Origin of the sequence: Brevibacillus sp. FIR094, assembly GCF_050477165.1 — a bacterium.
Classification (GTDB): Bacteria; Bacillota; Bacilli; order Brevibacillales; family Brevibacillaceae; genus Brevibacillus.
The window spans coordinates 81588-101893 of record NZ_JBEAES010000005.1 but is presented as its reverse complement, the minus strand read 5'-3'; the positions used below and the strand labels follow the sequence as shown (position 1 = coordinate 101893).

Here is a 20306-nt window from a genome sequence, read left to right as displayed (position 1 = left end):
CATGAGTCAGGCTGCCAAGGAAAACCAGGTACGAAAAGACGCCAAGCTATTCATAGACGGAGATTACGTGGACGCTGTTTCCGGTGAAACCTTCGATACGATCAACCCAGCGACTAATCTCAAGCTGGCTTCTGTGGCCAATGCAAGTGAGCAGGATGTAAAAAGGGCGATCGACGTGGCACAGCGTACGTTTGAGTCAGGCGTTTGGAATGAGATGTCTGTAGATGAGCGCGCCAAGATTCTCTGCAAAATGGCTGATCTGGTCATGGAACATGTGGACGAACTCGCTTTGGTGGAGACGCTCGATGTCGGCAAACCGATCAAAGAAAGCCGGGGCTTCGATATTCCGAGGTCGGCGGCTAATTTGCGATTCTTTGCCGAAATGGCTAAATACATGGTCCATGAGCATTATGAAATGCGCCATTTTATGTCCTACGCCAAATATGCTCCGGCAGGTGTGACGAGTCTAATTATTCCATGGAATCTGCCCTTCATGCAGATGACCTGGAAAGCATCGGCGGCTTTAGCGGCGGGAAATACCGTCGTTGTAAAGCCAGCCTCGTACACGCCTCTCTCTGCGGTGATGCTCGGCGAGATTGCTAATGAAGCAGGTCTGCCCCCTGGCGTGCTCAACATCATCACTGGTCCGGGCGGGACTGTCGGCGCTGCGATGACGACGCATCCCCATGTGCGCCGGATTTCTTTTGTGGGAGAATCTAACACCGGCAAGACCGTCATGCAGAATGCCGCAACGCAACTGATTCCGGTATCGCTCGAATTGGGAGGCAAATCAGCCAATATCGTATTTGAAGATGCCGATCTTGATGAAGCAGTAAAAGGGTCGATTGAAGCGATATTCCGCAACCAGGGCGAGATTTGTCTGGCAGGATCGCGCTTGTTAGTGCAAGAAAGTGTATATGATCAGTTCCTGGACAAATTTGTAGCGGCTGTACAAAGGATCAAGGTGGGAAATCCTCTGGAGCCAGAGACGGATATGGGAGCGTTGGTGTCCCGCAGTCACTTGGAGACGGTGGAGCACTACATCCAGATCGGACTGGAAGAAGGTGCCAAGCTCGGTTACGGCGGAAAACGGATCATCGGGCTGGGCGACGGCAATTTCCTAGAGCCAACCGTCCTCTATGATGTAGACAACAAAATGAGGGTGGCGCAGGAAGAGATTTTCGGTCCAGTCATCGTGATCATTCCATTCCGTACAGAAGAGGACGCTATTCGGATCGCCAATGATTCGGCTTACGGCTTGGCAGGAGTAGTTTGGACCAACGACCTACGGCGCGCGCATCGCGTGGCTGATCGAGTGAAGTCAGGTCTTTTATGGATCAATTGCTGGTATGTGCGTGACTTGCGAACTCCGTTTGGCGGTGCCAAGGACAGCGGGATTGGCCGCGAAGGCGGGCGTCACAGCTTCGAATTCTACTCCGAAGTCAAGACAGTCACCATGAAATTATAGTAAGAAGGACAACAAAACAGGGAGGGAACCGTGTGGACATAGAAAAGATCACGCGATTCGCCGATCATTTAGCGGCGGCGAGTCGTGAAGGGGTGGGAGTAGCGCCACTCACTTTACTGGATCCACAAATCAGCGAGATAGAGGCATATCACGTTCAATTGAAGACGATTGAGCGAAAAGTGAGAGATGGCGCGAGGATTACAGGGAAGAAAATCGGCCTGACTTCTCGTGCCATGCAGACACTGCTTGGCGTGGATCAGCCAGACTATGGACATCTATTGGACGACATGGTCGTGGAAAACAACGGGGAACTGCCTTTCGAGCATGTCCTTCAGCCAAAGGTAGAAGCAGAAATTGCCTTCCTGCTGAAGCGCGATCTGGAAGGGCCACATGTAACCATCTTTGACGTCTTGATGGCAACGGAGTATGTAGTGCCTGCCTTGGAAATCGTGGACAGCCGTATAGCCAATTGGCAAATAAAACTAGAAGACACCGTTGCGGACAATGCATCCTCGGGCTTCTATGTGCTGGGTGGACATCCCGTGAAACCGCAAGATCTGGATCTTCCCCTGGTAGGAATGGCGTTTTATAAAAATCAGGAGCTGGTTAATACCGGTGTGGGTGCCGCCGCATTAGGCAATCCCGCATCTTGTGTGGCGTGGTTAGCAAACAAGCTGTACGAATTAGGGATTACACTCAAAGCAGGAGAAATCATCTTGTCCGGTGCGCTATCGGCAGCGGTTGAAGCTAAGCCTGGCGATGTATTTCACACACGGATTGCTGGGCTTGGTTCAGTAGGAGTCAGGTTTGGCAGGTGAAAAATAGGAAAGGAGTGCATGCATGAAGAAAGTAAAAGTAGCAATACTGGGCTCGGGGAACATCGGAACAGACCTGATGATCAAGCTTGGAAGGTCGCCAATTCTTGAACTGACGTCCATGATTGGAATCGATCCTGATTCGGATGGTCTACGTAGAGGAAAGGCAGATGGCTACTACGTATTTGACGGCGGATTAAAACCGTTTTTGGAAAGCGGTGCGGATCTTGCAGATATCGTCTTTGACGCTACTTCAGCCAAAGCACATATTCGACATTCCAAGGCGCTCAGGGAGGCAGGAAAGCTCGCCATCGATCTGACGCCTGCTGCTGTGGGACCCTATGTAGTACCATCTGTGAATCTCGGTGCGTATTTGAATGAAAAGAACATCAATCTGATCACATGCGGCGGGCAGGCTACTATTCCGATCGTTCATGCGATACAGAGTGTGAGTCCGGTCAGCTACGCAGAGATCGTGGCCACTATTTCCAGTAAAAGCGCGGGTCCTGGCACACGTTCCAACATCGACGAATTTACGGAGACGACCGCACATGGTATCGAAGCGATCGGTGGAGCGAAGAAGGGCAAGGCGATCATCATCCTGAATCCTGCAGAGCCGCCGATCCTGATGAGAGATACGGTCTATGCAATAGTGGAGGAAGGTGCGGACCGACAGGCGATCGTGAAGGCTATCGACCAGACCGTTTCCTATATTCAATCATACGTTCCTGGTTACCGCCTGCGCTCAGAACCGATCTTTGATGAAAATAAAATCACCGTTTTTTTAGAAGTGGAAGGTGCGGGTGACTACCTCCCTACGTATTCAGGCAATCTGGATATCATGACGGCGACAGCGGTGAAGGTAGCAGAGGAATATGCCAAGCATGCTGTCCGCATCGGCACGGGTATATAGCCACGAATGAACGGAGGAACCGCATATGATTCGTGATATTGTGATCACCGAGGTAGCGCTTCGAGATGGGAGCCATGCGATCAATCACCAGTTTACTGTAGAGCAAGTCGTCGAGGTGGCGCGTGCATTAGATGAAGCGAGCGTCCCGTATATTGAAGTCTCCCATGGAGATGGATTGGCCGGATCTTCCCTGCAGTATGGGCTGTCTAGGACCCATGAGCTGGAGCTGATCGAGGCTGCCGTTTCCGTTTGTAAACAAGCGAAAGTGGGCGTGCTCTTGCTGCCTGGAATCGGCACGATCAAAGATTTGAAGACGGCAGCTGGGCTAGGGGTAGGAATGGCACGAATCGCCACACATGCGACCGAAGCGGACGTCTCCGCTCAGCATATTTATCGGGCGAAAGAGCTTGGCTTGACGACAGTTGGCTTTTTGATGATGTCGCATATGGCTGCGCCGGAAAAACTGGCGGAGCAAGCAGGACTCATGCAAAGCTATGGAGCCGATGTCGTGTACATTGTCGATTCGGCTGGCGCTCTGCTACCTGATCAAGCAAGGGAACGAGTCCGGTCATTGAAGCAAGGTCTGAATATTCCCGTTGGCTTCCATGCACACAACAATTTGTCTTTAGCCATGGCCAATACGCTCGTCGCCATTCAAGAAGGTGCCACCTGGATTGACGGCAGTGTTCGGTGCTTGGGTGCAGGTGCGGGCAATACACAAACCGAGGTTCTCCTTGCTGTACTGGATCGAATGGGCATTCAGACGGGCGTCGATCTGTACAAAATGATGGACCTCGCAGAGGAAATCGTGGCCCCGATTCTTCAAGTACCACAGGAAATTACCCGAGACGCTCTGGTTCTCGGATACGCGGGTGTCTATTCCAGCTTCCGGCTTCATGCCGAGCGTGCAGCCAGGAAATTCGGCATTGACTCCCGGGATATTTTGATCGAGCTGGGAAGACGAAAGGCCGTGGGGGGACAAGAAGACATGATCGTAGATGTCGCAGCGGAAATCGCCCAACTGAACAACTCTTCCAAAATCAGATAGGAGGTGATCAGCGTGCAATCGGAACTATTGTACAAAAGATTGGCTCAGAAGCTCGTGGATGCGGAGTTGAATAGGGAGGAGGTCGTGAAACTGACGGCTGAATACCCTGAGCTGACAGTGGAAGATGGTTATCGTATTCAAAATGAGCTGGTCTCCCTCAAGCTTGAGCAGGGACATCGAATCTTTGCCGCTAAAATGGGGTTGACCAGTCAGGCAAAAATGAAGCAGATGAATGTGCACGAACCGATTCGTGGCTACATTTTTGACTATATGAATATCGAAGACGGCATTTTGCCGATCAATGAATTGATTCATCCCAAGGTGGAAGCGGAAATCGCCTTTGTTTTGAAAGAGGATTTGGAAGGACCCGGCATCACCGAGGCTCATGTCCTGGCATCTACTGACTATGTGGTCCCCGCACTGGAGATTATCGACAGCAGATATGCGCAGTTCCAGTTTACCTTGCCGGATGTCATTGCCGACAATGCTTCGTCTTCCCGTGTGTTTATCGGATCAACGTGGAGAAAGCCTGATGAACTTGAACTCGATTTGGTAGGTGTTACTCTTTCGATCAATGGCGAGCTCAAAGACTTGGGCGCTGGTGCGGCAGTTCTCGGTCATCCAGCCCACTCGGTCGCGATGCTGGCGAACATGCTTGCTCGCGAAGGCCGCAAGCTGCATAAGGGAGATTTGATTTTGTCCGGGGGCATTACCGGTTCCCACCAGCTACGGGAAGGAGATGTCGTAAGCGCCAAATGGGGAGGCCTCGGAAGTATTGAGTTTGTGGTGATAACGAGATAGGTAGTAAGGCGAAAAGCCGAGAAGATACACGATCTTCAATTCATACATAAAAAGGATATGCCAAGTAACCTAAACCCTCATCAAACCCCATTTATTTTAGACTGGTTACATGGAATACAGCCACCCATAATTAAGTGAGTTTTTACTTTTATCTCAGGCAGCTTTAAAGGCTGCCTTTTTCCAATTTACGCTAATAAAGTTTGTAAGCTATAAGGATAAAGTGGAGCTTCCAAATAAGGAGGTCTCCACTTTTCCTTTGCCAAGCGAGACCAGGAAAAATATCAAGCTTGTGATAAGCCGGCATAGCGTTAGCCTTCACGAAGTGATGCTCACGAATCTTTCATCAGTCTGAAGGACGGGTACAACTGTTTACCATGATATTTTCAGTCTCAACGCTTGCCGAGATATATTGGCATAGATCTGATTCGGTCACACTCGCTCCGTTCGTTACGTCAATATAGTGAGAGGTCGAATTAAGTGCTTCTCTCATATAATCAAAGGAGTGTTTCCTATGCAATCCAGAATGAAAAATCCTGTTATCATTTTGTCCGAAGTGGGCCAATCCTTGCAGGCGTTGGGCAAAGCCTTATTTACGTCTGCCGAGAAAATCGATGACTCGACTTAACGAACAATCCCAGCCTGTGCCGGACGAAGTATACGAAGAAGCAGCCCGTCACTATGATGAAGCAGCGCTGGCTACGCTTATTGCTGGAATCGCTACAGCCAACCTTTATAACCGGATTAACGTGTCTACTCGTCAAGTCGCAGACGTTTTGGCACAAAAATAAATCGGCAGTCGCCGCCCATTGAAAACGGAGGTTTATCTTTTTATGGCAACCGTACTTTATATTACAGCTAACCCGCGTGATGATGAGCGTTCCTATTCCATGGTAGTAGGGAGAGAATTTTTACAAGTTTACCGTTCCACTCATCCGCAAGACGAGGTCGTACATCTCGATTTGTTTAAACTGGATCTCCCTCAACACGATGGTGATGTATTGGATGCACGGGACAAGCTTAGACAGGGAGTTTCTTTCGATCAATTAACGCCTGCGGAGCAAAGTAAACTCGGACGTATTTTCCAAGTTCTTGAGCAATTCATAGCTGCCGACAAATATATTTTTGTCTCGCCGATCTGGAATTTTTCCTATCCGACAGTTATGAAGAACTATCTTGACGCGATCCTCCTTCCAGGAAAGACGATTAGATATAATTCTGACGGCAGTAGAACCGGTTTGCTTGGCGATAAAAAAGCAGTTCATATTCAAGCATCTGGAAGTATCATGTCGCCTGGCTCAGGGGGGAACTACGAAGATTGTGAAATGGGGCACCGTCACATGAAAGCCATTATGGACTTTGTAGGTATAACGAATTTTCAAGGCATCTTTGTTGAAGGGATGCAAGAGTTCCCTAATCGAGCGGCGGAGTTCAAGGAAAAGGCGCTCCAAGAAGCGCGTCAAGTAGCGGAAATTTTCTAATTGAAGACATCCATGAGCTAAGGGAAGCTGCTCGATCGGCTTCCCTTAGCTCATGTAGATAGCGGATTCCATAACAAGTCACTAACGCTTCAGAAGAAACAAGGAGGAAAGGACATTTTTCATTCCACAGACAATCATTTGTCGAGAAGATGCGTACCTCCTCGTTTTATAACATTCGATAGTGTTGTAAGAGCTGCTCTACTCTTTCCTTGATCAGCTGTTTTAACGATTCTGGCTTCACTGATATAACATGATTGCCATACCTCATAAAATAGTCAGCTATGAACGTCTCTTCTCCCGAATTATAAAACCCTGAAATGACCGTTCGATTACCATTTTCGATTTTCATCGAAGGATAGTGTTCTTTATAAAAAATATCCTTCGCTTGTTCTAAAATTTCTACTTCAAAGTCAATACTAGTCTTGGAACGATAAATTTCTAAGGCACGGCTAATGAGTTCATCCACAGAAAATGGGGATTTCATGTTTTCTTCCGCTATAGCGGTTATTCGATCGCATCTGAAGACTCTATATTGATTCGCGTGGAGGTCCATCCCGGCAGCATACCATTGACCAAACCTGGCGGAAATTTTAAAGAATTGAACACGGTGTTTTTTTTCCTCATGAGTTTTGGAATACTGAATCGTGCAGCTACTCTCGTTCAGAATGCTCTTTAAGATTAGATCCAAAAATCGGCTGGCATGACGATGCGTGCACATTTCAAATTGCAGCACTTTTTTCATTTTGCGAATTTGCTCGATTTGCTTTTGAGAAAGACAGCTTTCAAACTTTTCATTTAGTCGATTCACGCTTAAATGAAATGGTGTGGATTGATACGATTCCAACGTCAACATGGCAAAGTACAGCGCGTACACTTCATCCATTGTAAACGTAATAGGGGATAACAACCGGTTTTTTAAGATCCCGTACCGCCCATGTCTGCCATGTTCCGCAAAAATAGGCATACCCAATTGTTCTAATGAATCAATGTCCCGCAGAGCCGTACTTTTTGAAATCTTATATTTCACCATCAGGTCATTCAAATTAAAAAATTCCCGGCCGTTTAGATACCGGATCATGTCATTTAATCGTTCTGATTTGTTCATCGTAACGTCCTTATAAAGGTGTCATTAATTGATACCTTTATATATTATTCTAAACTCAAGGTAGCTATCAAGTTGCCCGACAAAATGACGTAAAAGGAGACGAATCCCATGAGTACAACACTGGAAGTAGCGATTTTCTTATCCATGAATGGAAGAGCGAAAGAGGCTATTGATTTTTACAAAAAGCATTTTAACGCAGAGGAATTGCTGCTTGTTACCTACGAAGACATGGCAAAGCGCGACAGCTCTGTGCAGCTTACAGACGAAAATAAGCATTATATTTCCCACTCCGTTTTATCCATCGGAAAAACCAAGGTAATGCTGGCGGAAAATAAAATGGATGTCAATGAAAAATATGCAGCTGGAAATAACTTCTCCTTGTGTATTCAAAGTGCGGACTTAGAGGAAATTGAGCATTTTTACAAGAGCTTGATTACGGACGAGAGAGTAAGGGTCATTGTACCTTTATCCAGCAATGTGTTTAGCAAAGCATATGGAATTATGGAAGACCCGTTCGGTATTCAAATCCAGCTTATGTATGATGATCGGTTGCATTGAGAAAACAAGAACGATGATCGCAATATTTCTTGAAGCATTTCATGTCACATTGTTCAAATTTCTTTCGTCAGTACTTATAGGGGTTTATTATTTTGGTACGAGGGAGTTTGAATGATGAACGAACAGGATTGGTTGGCAAATACATTCGAAGCGCAACGGTCGAACCTTCAGGCAGTCGCTTATCGAATGCTAGGATCATTGAGCGAGGCGGAGGACGCGGTACAGGAGTCTTGGTTCCGTCTTAGTCGTGCGGATGCAAGAGGCATTGAGAACATAGGAGGATGGTTGACCACCGTTGTTTCAAGGATATGTCTCGATATGTTACGATCGCGTAAAACTAGGCGCGAAGAATCGCTAGAAGCTCACTTGCCATATTCTTTCAACAGCCAAGAAAATATAATCGACCCCGAACAAGAGGCGTTATTAGCTGATTCTATCGGTGTTGCACTATTAGTCGTGCTCGGTAATTTGAAACCTGCGGAACGCATCACGTTCGTGTTGCACGATATTTTCGCCATGCCTTTTAATGAAATTGCTCCGATTGTAGGAAAGTCGGAAGCCGCGACAAGGCAACTTGCAAGCAGGGCACGTCACCGGGTTCGCGGGGGAAAAGCAACGGAAGTCGACATTACCCATCAACGCGACGTTGTTCAAGCTTTTCTTGCTGCAGCTCACGCAGGCGATTTCGATGCTCTTGTATCAGCGCTCGATCCGGACGTTATCCTTCGTGACGACCGTCAAACGGGATCTTCTCGAGTAACGCGAGGACCGGTCGCACTGGCAAACCAAGTATCTGGACGTGCACAGAAAGCAGCCCAACTAGCCTTGGTGAACGGAACAGTAGGAATCATTGTGGCTCCTCAAGGAAGATTGCTCTATGTACTCAAATTTACGATGAGTCACGGAAAGATTACCGAAGTCAATCTGATCTCCGATCCAGAGCGAATAAGCCAGCTTGACCTGTCAATGTTGAGTGATTGAAGTAAACAAAACTAGGAGGGTTAATTTCATTTTGGAGATAAAGTGCTTGGGATTATTGCGATCAAACATGTTGCGATGCGCAGCGGTTGGGGATCTTGGTTGCTTCTGGTCGCAGCGTTCACAGCCAGCTCCGCGATCGGCCTGAAATGGATATCATAATCTCAGGGACCGCCGGGTGGTCCAAAAAAGGAGCTGCGGATGCGGCTCCTCTTTCTGTTACACCACCTGGCTTTGCTTATATAGGTGGGTGGTACAAGTATCATGCCGCCGATGATATGCCTGAGAATGTATCCAGCTCATCTCAAATTGAATTGACAGGGATTTGTCGCAAATGATGCTCCATATGGGATAGATAATCGCTAACGAGCCATTGAAACGTTACGGTATCGCCATTCGGTAGTTTACACATACAGGAGTATTTCTCTTCAGGAGTGGTAGAAATAACTCGAATGATTGACTTGTTCAAATAAATCCAAGACTGGACAATCTCCTCAGTCGATGCATGTTGGTAATTTTGCAATCGCACCCAACGGTCCTGATCATATTTTTGAACTGAAAAAGGCTCTTCCTCTATCTGTAAATGGATGAATCGGAATAGATTATTGACAGCAGATTGGAGCGGGACGAGTCGATAATGACGTTTCAGGCAAGGCCTTAAGTTGCTGTAGTACCACATTGATTACCTGTGACAAACGAGAAAGCAAATCATTCATATATTCCACCTCCGTGATAATTACAAATGATCGTAACACAATTCAGTTTTGCCAAATTGTTTAATATTCCGATGCATGCCATCGGTTTTTTTGAACATGTAACGCTATACAAGTTGTGTAGGAAATGGACAGGGGAATTGAGATGTAGCCCGCGTCCCATTCCTTTTTCCTTTCGATCTCCAATAAAAATCTTTATTGACATTAGGTCAGACCTAACGATTAGACTTCTATCTAAACAGTCGAAGCAACATGTCAAAATGAATACATATCCTGCGGAGGTAGATATTATGGAGAAAAATCTGGCTCAAGGAGATTCAAAACGCATTTTTTACCTGGATTTTGCCAGAGGATTGGCTGTGTTTTTTATGATTATGCAGCATAGTATGATCATGCATGAAAGAACATCAGGCGGGGGCGACACCCTGTTGGGCAATCTGATTGTTTTATTAGGTACCGCACCTGCTGCGCCTGTATTCATATTTATTATGGGGATTTTCGCAGTACGCTCCAAGAAAAGCGTAGCAGAAAATATGATACGTGGCTGTAAAATATTCGCTTTTGGTTATGTTTTAAATCTACTTCGATTTACCATTCCTTTTTCATTGACCGGTAATTCTGGGGAAGCAGTGTCACTATTGTTCATGGTAGATATTTTCCAATTAGCAGGATTGTCACTGATCTTTTTCTCCGCTTTTAAAAAGCTTGCAGATCATGTATTCATTCTGCCGGCATTCATCGTGGGCATACTACTGATCTCACCCTACTTGTGGGGATTGAAAAGCGATTGGTATATTTTAGACCCGCTTTGGGGGGCTGGCGCCAATACTCAATTCCCAATATTTCCATGGGGAGTATACTTCCTTTTAGGCATGTATGTAAGTAAACACCTTCAAACGCAGAAATTGGAGGAGCAGATCAAGAAACAATTTTTGATAGGCAGTCTGATTTTAGGGATAGCCGGTGCTGCATTGTTTCCGCTATTTCCAATAGGTGATTACAACCGAAGTGGACTGGCTATTCATTTGCTAATGATGAGTTTTATCTTTTTATGGATGGTTCTAGCTGATTATTTTGTTACGAAGTTAAATAAAGCCGGATTTCAGAAGCTGTTACATCCAATCTATTTCTGGAGCAGTCATGTCACTGGGATCTATATTATTCAATGGGTAATCTTTGGCTGGAGCGTACTGCTCTTGGGTTTACATGAACTGACGGATTATACAGCTATGATCTTTGGTTTCGTTGTCTTGCTTGTAACGGACGTATTGTTAAGATTTACGAATCTGAAACGTATTTTACCTAAGCTGTAGCCCTGCTTCAAGCAAAGTGACTCTGTTGAGGATGAGTTATTAATGAAACGACAGAAAGGAGGAGGGAGGGGATAGAAACATCTCCTTAGTAACACTTCATGCTTGTCGCCCGCGCTAAAGGCTACGACACGGTAGCGATGGCTGGTTACGACGAACAAAAGTTCATGGAAGCTTTCTGCATATCAGAACGCTACGTTCCGATTATGCTGATCACCATCGGCAAGGCGGCGAAGCCCGGTCATCCGACAGTGAGGCTGGCAGTCGATGAGGTAGCATTCTTTAACAAAATGCCTAAGGAGTAACAAAATGTAAAACCTTGGCGCCCGCATAAACAACGGTGAGCTAAGGTCTTTTACAGGTTCTTCGCATCAGATTCTAACAAGGCGTGCTGCGATAGGATAAACTCTTGGTTATTTCAAATGAAACAAAATAAAACGAATATTGAATCAATCTATTTGTTTAAAAAACATCGTCTTCTGGTTCACGGAAGACGATGGAAAAAGTACGTATAATGGTTTGCCAATAAGTGAAGAGAGGAGAACCATATCACAAGTAACGGTAAACCTATTTAAAAATACGATCAATTTCGTTGATTTCTTCTTCTGTCAGGTGGAGGTCTAATGTTTTTAAATTATCCAGCACTTGCTCTGTTCTTTTTGCTCCAGGAATGACAACACCAATTGAATCATGTGTTAAATACCAAGCAAGGACTACATGAGCAACTTCGGCATTTTTTTCATTTGCAATTTTACGGAGCTGCTCTACCTTTTCTAGATTTTTTATAAATTTATCACCATGGAAGTGAGGCATATCTTTCCGTAGATCATTGAATGTCATATCCTTATTGTATTTACCGGCCAGCAAGCCTGATGCTAATGGAAAGTATGGAATAAACGAGATATTATTCTCTGTCGTAAATGGAAAGAATTCTTGTTCCGCTTCACGCTGCAGCAGATTGTAGTTCCCCTGTAATACATCGACATATCCGTCCTTATTTGCTTCTTTCAATTGTTCAAGTGAGAAGTTAGAAACGCCAATTGCTCTAATTTTACCTTCGTCCTTTAGCTGTTTTAAGACTCCAACCGCCTCATCTTTTGGTGTATCCCGATCTGGAGCATGAATATAAAATAAATCTATGTAATCTGTTTGTAGCCTTTTCAAACTATCTTCAACGGCTTGTTTTAAAAAAGCAGGCGAATTATCCATGGCAACATCATTGCCGACAAGTGTAAGGCCGCCTTTTGTTGCAAGGATGAGTTCATGACGCTTTCCTGCTTCTTTTATCACTTCACCTACTAGCTCCTCTGAACGTCCTGTTCCATAAAAAAACGCGGTATCTAAAAAATTAACTCCATGGTTGATCGCAGCCCGCACCAAATCTTTTCCTACTTCTTCATTTAAATTAGGATAAATATTGTGCCCACCTACAGCGCTTGTTCCAAGTCCGATTGGATTGACAACTAAATCTGTTTTACCAATTCGTGTTTGTTTCGTCATTCTCTTCAACTCCCTCTCATTTTTAAGCTTAGTGTACGTTTTTCGCGCTAGGTTTTATCGGTATCCATATCATAATCCGTTACGTTACGTAAGTTTCAAGTGCAAAAACGAATTATGCTGATTGGCCGGCGGAAGAACGCTCCCGCATGGGATGATATGTGCGATTAGCTAAGGGCAAGGATGCGTGATACGAGACAGAAGCGGAAGGAACGTTGTATCAGTTGTGTAAACACACTGATGAGCGGGAGCATAAGCCTATTTGAGCAACATCTTACAAAGATGGGGTATCGGTTGGTAATCAATTAATACAGAAGGGATACCGTATTTCTCTGGAATTCATAGGAGAAAACACAATAAACAAAGAGAACTGCTTTCAGGCCAAAGTTGAAATTATAGCTTTGATGAAAGAATGTGGAGAACGTGGATTAAGTGCTCGGATTTCTTTTGATTTATCTCATATTGGATTATCGATTGATCCTGAGCTTGCCTATCAAAACTTGATGGAAATGGCGAAAGTAGCACAATCCCAAGGCCTTTCTCTAATGATTAGTATGGAGGAATCAGCTAAAACAGATCAGATCCTTGCCATATACAAAACAGTCGCTGGTTTTAACGACCAAAGTCACTTTTCTAATTATTTCAAAAAACAGATCGGTTTAACACCTAAGCAATACATGAGAATATTTGAGCCCGTAACAGAATCGCATTTGCCGGATGACAGGGAAGATTATTAATGGACACAAAGAGCTCCTCGGGGAAGAAAGCTACCGGAGACAGTTGAGATGAAAATTCTAAAGAGAGCTTTAAGCTTCGCTTATAAATTACTCTAAAATATAACAATTATCTGTGCCCCATAAGCCTATTGTGGGGCATCTTTAAAAGCAGGGGATATAGAAGATTATCCAGACGGAAGAATTACCAGGTTAATAGGAATCAGAGTGTCAAAAATGTTCCCGAAAAAGAGAGAATTCTTGTTAGAACGGTTTGATACCTTTAGAAAAACAAAAGGCCAAATAAAAAAACGGATTAAAATATGGGGAAATCAAGATGAGTCTTTTTCTTACTTTGCTTTTATTACATGAAAATGCTATTTCATGAACTGAAATCAAAATGAACGTACAAAAGAAGAGTAACATGTTATAAAGTGGTCTATTCTTAAATACAGCCTTCTAAAGAAGGAAAACTTCTTTTTATCATTCGATATTTTTAGGTCTATGCATAGTTTATTCATACAATAATCTTGAATGCTATAGCAGTATGTTTGCGTTATCTTAATTACGATACAAACATACTGCTTAACGCAAATTAACGCAAAAATCAGACCTCATTAGTTAGTATGTTTGTGTCGCCAGACAACATAAATTTCATTACATTTACACCTAGCCGATTTCTGCTCTTTTTATAAGTTTACATAATATATATTATCGGACTCAAAACGAAATACATAATTTCTGGAAGGGGTACTCACCTGTTTACAAGCTACGTGTCACAAACTCATTCGTATATGGATCTAATTAAACGATGATGCAAAATAAATAGCTTTTTCCCATCTATCGGTGCCATATGACATACATGTTTTACCGAAACTTGCTCTCATAAAAAACGAATTAGTAATAACGAGCTTTTCCAGTATGTTTATCAGCTTCACAATAAGACATTTAACAGCTGCAACCAAACCGCTGGTCATCTAATAAGGCTACTAAGACATTTATCATCTATCTACATAAACGACATAACAGCACCAAAATTTCATCTATAATAAAAAATTTTATTTTCATTAAAGATAAATATTTACATTTATTGTAAATTCATATATATTATAATTAAGATCACTATAACTAAAAACGCCCGGAGGTCCCCAAATGACCAAAGTAATCCCAAAATCCAAAACGATCAGCTCTACACCGAAAAAAAGATCGTACGAAAATACCTTGAATAACCTGGCGCAATACCTCGAACGAAATAAGAAAAAATAACCAATAAAAAGAGTGCCACTGGAGGCACTCTACTTTGGCGTCTATAAGCTTTTCTTCTCTCTTCCTTCCCCGTTTACCCCAACTTCTATTCTTCAGCCGTTCCCATCCAATTCAACAAGTAAAAATCTGTTACCAAGCGTGCGATTTGTCCCTCGGCATCGTAACCGATATAGCTCGCATAGCTGCCATCTCCCCATCCTGTTGAAAACATAGCGACATTACAGCCTTCCGCTAAATCTATCAGACCCCAACTACGCGTGTGTTTATACGTTTGGTCCATTTTCTTCGTCAACGTCTCATAAAACATCTCGTCCTTCTCCATTTCTCGTTCCAAAAGCGCGCAAGCTTCTGCATCCATGAACGAGCCTGTACCCGCATCCACACCATAGCCAAAAAATTCACCTTCGCCAAGCTGTGACACATCTGACTCCGCCCAAACTGCCATTTTCCAAGACACGACTGGTTTGTCTGAGAAGGCAATCCGTGCCAATGCTACCCGTTCATCTGGCTCCAGAGCTTCATCCGTTTGCTCGTCCTTTGACAGAGATTGAACTTGCGCGATAGCGAGCTGTACGGAGAAGCTCCCCTTTGGAAAAACTTCCTCAAACGGTTCTGTCTCAAACATGACAAACGGATCATTCGCCACGATTTTTCCTGTTTTCACCTGAAGCTTGCCCATATCTTGGCGGAAAAACCGATATAAATAGCTATCCTGCTCTTGCGTATACCCTTCGTCAAATGCCGTTTCAAAAAAGGCAGGGTAATTATGTTTCATGATTCCATCCCCTTTTTCTATCCTCTACATAAAATCCCACTGACGATAGTTTGCCAGTGGGATGTCGTCTGCACGCTAATTTACTTGATCAGAGCTGCTTCCAGCGCCACTTCAATCATTTCATTGAAGGTTGATTGGCGCTCGTCAGCGGAAGTTTCTTCACCGGTCAGGATGTGATCACTTACCGTGAGGATAGACAATGCGTTGCGCTTGTATTTTGCAGCCAAAGTGTACAGCGCGGAAGATTCCATTTCAATAGCAAGCACTTGATAGGATGCCAATTTTTTGTACAAATCTAAGTTCTCGCGATAGAAGCTGTCGCTCGTAAAGATATTACCCACTTTAACAGACAAATTGCGCTCTGTCGCTGCTTGATACGCTTTGTACAGCAAATCAAAGTTAGCAGTAGGAGCAAAATCAACCTGATTAAGCAGGAGACGATTCGTTTGTGAATCGGAGGATGCAGCCATACCAATAATCACGTCACGTACTTTGATGTCTTCCTGGATCGCGCCGCATGTGCCTACGCGGATCAGGTTTTGAACGCCATAAGATTGCATGAGTTCATTGACGTAGATCGAGATAGAAGGAACTCCCATGCCCGTTCCTTGTACAGAAACGCGTTTACCCTTGTATGTACCTGTGAAGCCGAGCATGCCACGCACGTTGTTGTAGCACTCTGCTCCTTCGAGGAAAGTTTCAGCAATGTATTTGGCCCGTAGCGGATCGCCCGGCAGCAGGATGGTTTCAGCAATTTGACCTAGCTGTGCTCCAATATGAATACTCATAATCTGTTTGCTCCTTTATCAAGAAAAAATGACCTACTTGCCTATCGTACTACAAAAACCGAACAATGCAAAGTCAAGAGATCAAATGATTCCAGCGCGTTTGATTGCGCGTTTGCGCGAGACTTTTGAAAAAACGAATAAGCGATACCGACAGATGGCATCGCCTCGACAACGGTTTCATTCATTTGAGGGACATCACGTAATCTATTGCTTCCAAGTGATCTCCCAGGATCGTCTGGTTAATGCTCGGTTTATTCTTTCTTTGTGGCGCTCTTTTTCTCGTAAGCGTTGCTGATGCAATGTAAGGAGATGGCACGACTCGCAATTGATTGTGCAGGGCAATGGCGTGCGCAACGGCAGGTACGACCAAATGTTGAACGCCGATAATAGAGGCAGCTTGTCGCGTTATGGCAAAAGGTAAATCGTACATCGAGGAAGTTCCGAGTTCATGCTGTGAAACCAAGGTATTGAGAAATGTCTTCGCTACTAAAACGGTATCCGGTTCCATTGATGGTTGTCGAAGTGGCGCTATGCACCTTCTCAAGGCGATATCTGCTCCCCGATAACACGTTCTGACAAAGGACTGCATGTCATTCGCAGCTACAACGTGATCCGCATCGAGAAACAACCACACATCTCCTGTGGCCTCCTTGGCACCAATTGCTCTCCATACATCATCCCCTAAAGGAAACGGATATACAAACGCTGTGAGTGGACAAGAGGAATGCGTGAGTATCTTTTTCACCGATTGATCCGGACAGCCATCCACAACGAGTACGATTTCCATGGGCCGGAGCTTCTCAATTTGTTTGAGTACTTTTTTGATCGTCCGCTCGTGGTGAACGGAGAGGATGACACTTAACCGGCTTAAATTTTGGCATTTTTCTTTGCCATTAATGTGCTCTTCTCTGCGTTTTTTTGTGGGATCTCGCATATTTCGCTTTGCGTTTGCCATTCCATCCACCGCCCTCCTTTACGCGCGATTCCAACTGAAAGACCGAGCGCAAATGCAGAACGTCTGATGAATGCACCAAGTCGCGGTGTCGTTGTCCATCCTGATCTGCGTGTCGCAGCTTCGTTCCACCCGTCAGTAATTGGATTGCCTTCGCATGCTCCCGATAAATCGTACGGAAGTCTTTTCGCACGATATCACGAGTGCCTGTTGGTTGTTTTTCCGCGGCAAACGGGGCGATTGTCGTCATTTTGAGCCCCAAGACTGACGCTTGAACCATAGCAACCGCTGGATTGCATAAAGCCCCGGAACCAATTGCCTCCAGAGCATTTCGGCTCAAGGCAAATGGAATATTTTCAAAGGAAGCGGAGCCCATTCTTTTTTGACCAAGAAGATGGTTCAACAAGCAATAGGCACTTCTTGGTGAACGCTTTCCTCTTCTTGATAGCGAGCGACCCGAGCATGTCGTGATAATGACATCCGATCCCTCCTTGACTAGCGTGACATATTTCTTCAAGTATAAAAGAGGCATCGCGAGGCGTTCGTCGATAAAAAGGACAACGTCTCCCCTCGCTTGAGCAGACCCGATTGCCCTTGCCTCATGGCTGTCTACTTCCAAACCGGTTGAAATGACTTGTGCTCCCCATACATTGAACAAGATAGCTTCATGGGAGCTCACTCCGTTGCACACGACGATTACTTCTGTTTGCGGATCTATTCTTTTGACAACAGAGAGTAGTTTTTTCACATTCCTGGCGTTGTCACTTATTGGGATGATGACGGACACGGCAGGGCGATCATTAATTTGGTTGTCCATCTCACTCCCCCTCACCAGTGGATAAATGATTACTCTAATGTACGCTCGTTTTCGACGATTGGACACGGCATCTACCCCTCACAACACAACAAGAAGATGACCTACTTGCAACACGAGGATTTACCACGCCCATTCACAAAAAAACAGGACGTGCATATTGCTACGTCCTGTTTTGACTCTCATTTTCCTTATTAATAGAACCGCCGTTGAAGACTACGCTCGCGAATTCGTTTATTCCTCTGTACACGGGAAAACGTAAACACGATGAAGAAAAGGTTCATCCCTAGCCAGACGATCAATACACTATAGCGAGCCAGTGGATGTGTGTCGCCATTTTCTAAATCCCCAAATACAGTAGCAGGAGCTGGAGCAGGCGGGTCATGACGAAGCAACGGATAAGAGACGGCTAGATTGCCAGCCTTAACAGACAGGTTCCCATCTGCTTTTAGCTCTACCAATGGCTCCACACCTTTGGGAACCGTCGCATATAAGTCCTCTTTGGCAGTAAAAGTCACGACCGAGTTGTTGCCAGGAACAGCTACTTCTGAAAAAGAATCTCCTTTTTTGGCGATTGGCTTGGTCTCAAATCCTTGAAAACCAAAGTCCAGTAGCTTTTTCACATCTTTGTATGCATTTGCACTTGTAGAGGCCTTCATCGTGACAGCGATGAGCTCCATTTCCCCACGCTTGGCGGAGCCTACCAGCGTATGCATCGCCTGATCTGTAAAACCGTTCTTGATTCCCGTCGCACCTTCGTAATCACGCAGGAGCTTGTTGTGATTCACCAATACTGTTTCCCACGTTTGTCCATGCCAAGGCAGCCGCTTTGTACCGACAATTTCCCTGAAAACGGGGTTTTTTATCGCGTACTGCGAAATTTTGGCCATGTCAGCAACAGTCGTGTAATGATTCGGATCATGCAGTCCGTGCGGATTGGTAAAATTCGTTTCGGTGACACCTACTTTTTCTTTCAAATAGGCGTTCAAATCCACTGCAAAACGCTCTGTTGTCTGGCTCATATGCTCAGCTATCGCTGTACCAGCGTCGTTACCTGAATTCATGAGCAGTCCGTACAACAAATTGCGTAGAGAAATCCGTTCTCCCTCTTCCAAATAAACACGTGTACCTTCTTCACGGCGTGCTTTTTTGGAGACAGTGACGGTGTCATCCAGATTCCCTTTTTCTATCGCGTAAATACCTGTTGCGATTTTTGTAATACTAGCAGGGTACAGCTTCTCATGAGGGTTCTTTTCAAACAAGACTTGTCCCGTTGTAGCATCAATCAGAATGGCTGATTGTCCAGTGAGAGTGTTAGGCTCCAGGCTTGATGACTCCTCGGCAAAAGCGGAAGGCATGCCGAGATTGAACAAAACCATCACCACAACGAGTAGGTTCGTTAGCAAAAAGCGCATGTTAGTCTATATCCTTTCCTACTTTGTCGCGTTTTTTCAGGTTACATTTGGTCTGTAGACAACAAAAGACGTTATTTCAATCGAATCCCCAACAAATCGTGAATCATTTTAAACTTAGGATTGTCCGCAAATGCCTCTTCGAAGCCACTGACATGTTCTCTGTACAAAGCTGCGGCAGAATCCAAATCTTGCTTGACATACAAGGAAAATATTTCTTCCAATTTTTCTTCCAATGTCGTATCAACTTCTGCCGGTGTGAGAATTTCTTGACGCAAATTGTTCATCAACACGTCGAGCTGATGTGTGATCACGGACGCTTCATGAAGCTGCTCCAACACATCTTTCGGAATGTTGCCCGCATACTTGTAGCGCAGTTCGTGTTCATTCGTCGCCCAGAAGTTCATGCCCAATGTACGGATTTGGATCTCACAAAAGAGTGTTTTCTTTTCGCTGCCGTGGTAGACCGTATAAGAAACGATCATGTGAATACTTCTGTAGCCGGAATCCTTTGGAGCTGCGATGTAGTCTTTGACATCGTGAATAACGATATCCTCCCGCTCCTGCAACAACTGCTGCACCTCGCGCACGTCGTCTACATAGCGGCATACGACTCGAAGGCCCGCGATATCCTGGACTTCCTTGGAGACGTCACTTTGCCAATGCTCTCCCAAAAAGTCGATTCCTTTTTCATTCGCCTTCTTTACTAAACTGTCGACTTTTTTTACTCGTCCGACAACAAATTCAATAGGAGAATAACGGCCGCTTTTTTGAAAGCCGTATTTAATTCCTTTTAGTTTTAACTTTAGCTCTTCAACTGCCTGTTCATACGGCGCCAAGAAATGAACCATGTTGTTGAGCACTTTGCTTGGCACATTTGTGACTCTCATGAAGACACCTCC

The 20306-nt window shown here is 44.9% G+C and carries 20 protein-coding genes and 1 pseudogene; 13 read left to right on the top strand and 8 right to left on the bottom strand.

Annotation, left to right across the window (positions count from 1 at the left end; translation table 11 throughout):
* Position 1: 1 nt before the first annotated feature.
* The 7 genes from ACQ5DJ_RS05785 (at position 2) to ACQ5DJ_RS05755 (ending at position 6523) form a co-directional block, all read left to right on the top strand.
* Positions 2-1468 carry an aldehyde dehydrogenase gene (locus tag ACQ5DJ_RS05785; protein ID WP_429841596.1) on the top strand — a complete coding sequence of 489 codons (1467 nt, stop codon included), beginning with the start codon at positions 2-4 and terminating at the stop codon, positions 1466-1468.
* A gap of 32 nt (positions 1469-1500) precedes the next feature.
* A complete protein-coding gene (locus ACQ5DJ_RS05780; RefSeq protein WP_429841595.1) occupies positions 1501-2286 on the top strand; it encodes a 2-keto-4-pentenoate hydratase in 786 nt (261 codons plus the stop codon).
* Between the two features lie 22 nt (positions 2287-2308).
* Positions 2309-3196, top strand: a complete 888-nt coding sequence (locus ACQ5DJ_RS05775) for an acetaldehyde dehydrogenase (acetylating) (protein WP_429841594.1) — start codon at positions 2309-2311, stop codon at positions 3194-3196.
* Positions 3197-3221: 25 nt separating this feature from the next.
* Complete coding sequence (dmpG, locus tag ACQ5DJ_RS05770) at positions 3222-4244, top strand: 4-hydroxy-2-oxovalerate aldolase (protein WP_429841593.1); 1023 nt, start codon at positions 3222-3224, stop codon at positions 4242-4244.
* Positions 4245-4256: 12 nt separating this feature from the next.
* A complete protein-coding gene (locus tag ACQ5DJ_RS05765; RefSeq protein ID WP_429841592.1) occupies positions 4257-5045 on the top strand; it encodes a 2-keto-4-pentenoate hydratase in 789 nt (262 codons plus the stop codon).
* A gap of 611 nt (positions 5046-5656) precedes the next feature.
* Positions 5657-5833, top strand: coding sequence for a hypothetical protein (locus ACQ5DJ_RS05760; protein WP_429841591.1), 177 nt, complete (start codon positions 5657-5659; stop codon positions 5831-5833).
* A gap of 42 nt (positions 5834-5875) precedes the next feature.
* Positions 5876-6523 carry an NAD(P)H-dependent oxidoreductase gene (locus ACQ5DJ_RS05755; RefSeq protein WP_429841669.1) on the top strand — a complete coding sequence of 216 codons (648 nt, stop codon included), beginning with the start codon at positions 5876-5878 and terminating at the stop codon, positions 6521-6523.
* 166 nt (positions 6524-6689) lie between these two features.
* Here the strand turns inward: ACQ5DJ_RS05755 and ACQ5DJ_RS05750 are convergent, their stop codons facing one another.
* A complete protein-coding gene (locus ACQ5DJ_RS05750; protein WP_429841590.1) occupies positions 6690-7628 on the bottom strand; it encodes a helix-turn-helix transcriptional regulator in 939 nt (312 codons plus the stop codon).
* A 108-nt stretch (positions 7629-7736) separates the two neighbouring features.
* Here ACQ5DJ_RS05750 and ACQ5DJ_RS05745 point away from each other — a divergent pair, with 108 nt between their 5' ends.
* The 5 genes and pseudogenes from ACQ5DJ_RS05745 to ACQ5DJ_RS05725 all read left to right on the top strand — a co-directional run.
* Positions 7737-8186: a VOC family protein gene (locus ACQ5DJ_RS05745; RefSeq protein WP_429841589.1), complete on the top strand. Its 450-nt coding sequence runs from the start codon at positions 7737-7739 to the stop codon at positions 8184-8186.
* A gap of 92 nt (positions 8187-8278) precedes the next feature.
* Entirely contained in the window at positions 8279-8431 is a 153-nt protein-coding gene (locus ACQ5DJ_RS05740) for a hypothetical protein (RefSeq protein WP_429841674.1), read from the top strand.
* Positions 8373-9167, top strand: a complete 795-nt coding sequence (locus ACQ5DJ_RS05735) for a sigma-70 family RNA polymerase sigma factor (protein WP_429841668.1) — start codon at positions 8373-8375, stop codon at positions 9165-9167. The genes ACQ5DJ_RS05740 and ACQ5DJ_RS05735 overlap by 59 nt, the downstream gene beginning before the upstream one ends.
* Before the next feature lie 1000 nt (positions 9168-10167).
* The gene (locus ACQ5DJ_RS05730) at positions 10168-11190 is read left to right on the top strand and encodes a heparan-alpha-glucosaminide N-acetyltransferase domain-containing protein (protein WP_429841588.1); all 1023 of its coding nucleotides are present in this window, start codon (positions 10168-10170) and stop codon (positions 11188-11190) included.
* A 98-nt stretch (positions 11191-11288) separates the two neighbouring features.
* Positions 11289-11492, top strand: a pseudogene (locus ACQ5DJ_RS05725) (nitroreductase family protein); the annotation flags it as partial.
* Between the two features lie 262 nt (positions 11493-11754).
* On the opposite strand, the gene ACQ5DJ_RS05720 reads toward ACQ5DJ_RS05725, so the two are convergent.
* On the bottom strand, positions 11755-12687 hold the full coding sequence (locus tag ACQ5DJ_RS05720; protein WP_429841587.1) for an aldo/keto reductase: 933 nt from the start codon (positions 12685-12687) through the stop codon (positions 11755-11757).
* 305 nt (positions 12688-12992) lie between these two features.
* On the opposite strand from ACQ5DJ_RS05720, the gene ACQ5DJ_RS05715 reads away from it, so the two are divergent.
* Positions 12993-13421, top strand: a complete 429-nt coding sequence (locus ACQ5DJ_RS05715; RefSeq protein ID WP_429841667.1) for a proline dehydrogenase family protein — start codon at positions 12993-12995, stop codon at positions 13419-13421.
* Between the two features lie 1327 nt (positions 13422-14748).
* Here the strand turns inward: ACQ5DJ_RS05715 and ACQ5DJ_RS05710 are convergent.
* The 6 genes from ACQ5DJ_RS05710 to ACQ5DJ_RS05685 form a co-directional block, all read right to left on the bottom strand.
* Positions 14749-15438: a DUF4241 domain-containing protein gene (locus ACQ5DJ_RS05710; RefSeq protein ID WP_429841586.1), complete on the bottom strand. Its 690-nt coding sequence runs from the start codon at positions 15436-15438 to the stop codon at positions 14749-14751.
* A gap of 80 nt (positions 15439-15518) precedes the next feature.
* Positions 15519-16226, bottom strand: a complete 708-nt coding sequence (gene deoD, locus ACQ5DJ_RS05705) for a purine-nucleoside phosphorylase (protein ID WP_429841585.1) — start codon at positions 16224-16226, stop codon at positions 15519-15521.
* A gap of 181 nt (positions 16227-16407) precedes the next feature.
* A complete protein-coding gene (locus ACQ5DJ_RS05700; RefSeq protein ID WP_429841584.1) occupies positions 16408-17181 on the bottom strand; it encodes a glycosyltransferase family A protein in 774 nt (257 codons plus the stop codon).
* Positions 17120-17995 carry a glycosyltransferase gene (locus ACQ5DJ_RS05695; RefSeq protein ID WP_429841583.1) on the bottom strand — a complete coding sequence of 292 codons (876 nt, stop codon included), beginning with the start codon at positions 17993-17995 and terminating at the stop codon, positions 17120-17122. The genes ACQ5DJ_RS05700 and ACQ5DJ_RS05695 overlap by 62 nt, the downstream gene beginning before the upstream one ends.
* Before the next feature lie 191 nt (positions 17996-18186).
* Entirely contained in the window at positions 18187-19407 is a 1221-nt protein-coding gene (locus tag ACQ5DJ_RS05690) for a D-alanyl-D-alanine carboxypeptidase family protein (protein ID WP_429841582.1), read from the bottom strand.
* Between the two features lie 71 nt (positions 19408-19478).
* On the bottom strand, positions 19479-20294 hold the full coding sequence (locus ACQ5DJ_RS05685; RefSeq protein WP_429841581.1) for a GTP pyrophosphokinase: 816 nt from the start codon (positions 20292-20294) through the stop codon (positions 19479-19481).
* Between the last annotated feature and the right edge of the window lie 12 nt (positions 20295-20306).

Bases quoted from the DNA above. Each gene is read 5' to 3' on its own strand.
- ACQ5DJ_RS05750 (WP_429841590.1), bottom strand. From the start codon at position 7,628: ATGAACAAATCAGAACGATTAAATGACATGATCCGGTATCTAAACGGC.
- deoD (WP_429841585.1), bottom strand. From the start codon at position 16,226: ATGAGTATTCATATTGGAGCACAGCTAGGTCAAATTGCTGAAACCATC.
- ACQ5DJ_RS05685 (WP_429841581.1), bottom strand. From the start codon at position 20,294: ATGAGAGTCACAAATGTGCCAAGCAAAGTGCTCAACAACATGGTTCAT.
- ACQ5DJ_RS05760 (WP_429841591.1), top strand. From the start codon at position 5,657: ATGACTCGACTTAACGAACAATCCCAGCCTGTGCCGGACGAAGTATAC.
- dmpG (WP_429841593.1), top strand. From the start codon at position 3,222: ATGATTCGTGATATTGTGATCACCGAGGTAGCGCTTCGAGATGGGAGC.
- ACQ5DJ_RS05695 (WP_429841583.1), bottom strand. From the start codon at position 17,995: ATGGACAACCAAATTAATGATCGCCCTGCCGTGTCCGTCATCATCCCA.
- ACQ5DJ_RS05785 (WP_429841596.1), top strand. From the start codon at position 2: ATGAGTCAGGCTGCCAAGGAAAACCAGGTACGAAAAGACGCCAAGCTA.
- ACQ5DJ_RS05735 (WP_429841668.1), top strand. From the start codon at position 8,373: ATGCTAGGATCATTGAGCGAGGCGGAGGACGCGGTACAGGAGTCTTGG.
- ACQ5DJ_RS05700 (WP_429841584.1), bottom strand. From the start codon at position 17,181: ATGGCAAACGCAAAGCGAAATATGCGAGATCCCACAAAAAAACGCAGA.
- ACQ5DJ_RS05755 (WP_429841669.1), top strand. From the start codon at position 5,876: ATGGCAACCGTACTTTATATTACAGCTAACCCGCGTGATGATGAGCGT.
- ACQ5DJ_RS05745 (WP_429841589.1), top strand. From the start codon at position 7,737: ATGAGTACAACACTGGAAGTAGCGATTTTCTTATCCATGAATGGAAGA.
- ACQ5DJ_RS05730 (WP_429841588.1), top strand. From the start codon at position 10,168: ATGGAGAAAAATCTGGCTCAAGGAGATTCAAAACGCATTTTTTACCTG.
- ACQ5DJ_RS05775 (WP_429841594.1), top strand. From the start codon at position 2,309: ATGAAGAAAGTAAAAGTAGCAATACTGGGCTCGGGGAACATCGGAACA.
- ACQ5DJ_RS05720 (WP_429841587.1), bottom strand. From the start codon at position 12,687: ATGACGAAACAAACACGAATTGGTAAAACAGATTTAGTTGTCAATCCA.
- ACQ5DJ_RS05690 (WP_429841582.1), bottom strand. From the start codon at position 19,407: ATGCGCTTTTTGCTAACGAACCTACTCGTTGTGGTGATGGTTTTGTTC.
- ACQ5DJ_RS05710 (WP_429841586.1), bottom strand. From the start codon at position 15,438: ATGAAACATAATTACCCTGCCTTTTTTGAAACGGCATTTGACGAAGGG.